Origin of the sequence: Methanoculleus sp., assembly GCF_035363275.1 — an archaeon.
Lineage (GTDB): Archaea > Halobacteriota > Methanomicrobia > Methanomicrobiales > Methanoculleaceae > Methanoculleus.
In genome coordinates this window covers 1-1,924 of record NZ_DAOSET010000124.1, presented here as the reverse complement: position 1 = coordinate 1,924, position 1,924 = coordinate 1, and the positions used below count along the sequence as shown (strand labels likewise).

2 protein-coding genes are annotated in these 1,924 nt (G+C 59.3%); both read left to right on the top strand.

Features of this window, described 5'->3' with window-relative positions:
• The first annotated feature begins 572 nt into the window (after nt 1-572).
• Entirely contained in the window at nt 573-1,115 is a 543-nt protein-coding gene (locus PLN84_RS13190) for an arginine decarboxylase, pyruvoyl-dependent (protein WP_292386364.1), read from the top strand.
• A gap of 141 nt (nt 1,116-1,256) precedes the next feature.
• The coding region (locus PLN84_RS13185; RefSeq protein ID WP_348532180.1) for an amino acid--tRNA ligase-related protein at nt 1,257-1,924 on the top strand (668 nt) is incomplete at its 3' end.

The window sequence follows — 1,924 nt, the reverse complement described above, 5'->3', positions numbered from 1 at the left end:
AAGGGTTCTTCTCCGGCTTCAAACGGATCTTCGGGGAAGGAGTACAGGCGACATCGCAGGAGGGCATGTTTCGTGAAATCCGGATGAAGGTGAACTGCTATAATAGAATGCTGGCTCTGGCAGGAGGACAAGCATCATAGGGATTATGCAACACAGCATCCGGAGGGGCGTCGACAGGAGGGGATGGGGTCGGCCGGCCCCGGAGGCTCCGGGAGTCCGACTCCGTGTTCTGCCGTCATGTATCAGCCGGAGAAGACCGATCTCCCCGGTGCGGCGGTCGGGCTCTGTGGGCGCGCACCGTCGCTCTCCCTGCAGATCCGCAAGAGTTTCCTATCTGGACGGTTCTATCGCCGATTTCTGTTCAGGCTCTTTTGCAGGAGAAGACCGGCGACCTCGATCGTCGTTGCGGTCGTCCTGGAGCACCGGGGAAACCCTTATTTTTTCGGTTATTTTGCCATTTGCCTGCACATTTTATCTCTAATGGCATATTGGGTGAAAATTTTGCTCCGTTCTCAAATTGTGCTTGTTATTACCGAAAATTTTAAAAAACTCAAACGATAAGAAGATCCTTAATGTTCGTTCCGACCAAGTGTTTCTTTACGAAGGGTGTGGGTATCCACAAAGACAAACTGGCGTCATTTGAGCTGGCCCTCCGGCAGGCGGGCATCGAGAAGTACAATCTGGTCTACGTCTCGAGTATCTTTCCTCCGAACTGCCAGTTGATCTCGCCAGAGGAGGGTCTAAAGGACCTCTCGCCGGGCAGCATCGTCTACGTCGTCATGGCCCGGAACGAGACCAACGAGCCGAGCAGGCTCGCCTCAGCCGCCATCGGCCACGCGATGCCCAAGGAGAGCAACGCCTACGGCTACCTCTCCGAGCACCACGCCTTCGGCGAGACAGCGGAAGTCTCGGGCGAATATGCCGAAGACCTTGCGGCAACCATGCTTGCGACAACGCTCGGCATCGAGTTCGATCCCGACCAGGCGTGGCAGGAACGGGAGCAGATCTACAAAGCAAGCGGCCGGATCATCAACACGACTCACACCTGCCAGGCGGCTGAAGGGGTTATGGACGGCCGCTGGACGACGGTCATCGCCGCAGCAGTCTTCCTGTAACGCTGCACCCTCTCCGGCAGTCGTCTTTTTCCCGCCCGCTGCCGGGGCCGGCCACTTCCGGCCATCCACCGAAGCGCTCTCCCGGGCTGGAGCGCAAGACAAAATACCTCCCGGGACCCACATTGTATCCAGGTTTTTCATATGCGTCTACCAATACGGGCCGTAACCCCGACAACCGAATCTGCCGAGGTCATCGGCTGGGTGCATGAGGTCCGCGATCTCGGAGGACTCGCATTCTTCCTGATCCGTGACCGGACCGGTATCATCCAGGTGACCATCCCCAAGAAGAAGGTCACGGCAGAGATCCTCGATGTCGCCAGGAACGTCTCAAAAGAGTCTGTGGTCAGGGTCCAGGGCAGGGTGAAGGCGATCGAGAAGGCTCCCGGCGGGCGCGAGATAGTCCCGGACGAACTCGAGATCGTTAGCCTCGCAGGGAGCCCGCTCCCCCTCGACGTCGCCGAGAAGGTGCCCGCTGAGATGGATACCCGGCTCGACTCCCGGTTCCTGGATGCGAGGAAACCGCGTGTCCGCGCTATCTTCTTCATCCGCTCGGCGGTGACCTCGTCCGCGACCGCGTTCCTCGCCTCAAGAGGCTGCATCAACATCACCACCCCCAAAGTCGTCGCGGCGGCGACCGAGGGCGGCACGGAACTCTTCCCGATCGCCTACTTCGAGAAGGAGGCGTTCCTGAATCAGAGCCCGCAGCTCTATAAGCAGATGATGATGGCTGCCGGGTTCGAGGCGGTCTTCGAGCTCGGCCCCATCTTCCGCGCCGAGGAGCACAACACCGTCCGGCACCTCAACGAGGC

Coding starts and splice junctions, on each gene's coding strand:
- PLN84_RS13190 (WP_292386364.1), top strand. CDS start 573: ATGTTCGTTCCGACCAAGTGTTTCTTTACGAAGGGTGTGGGTATCCAC.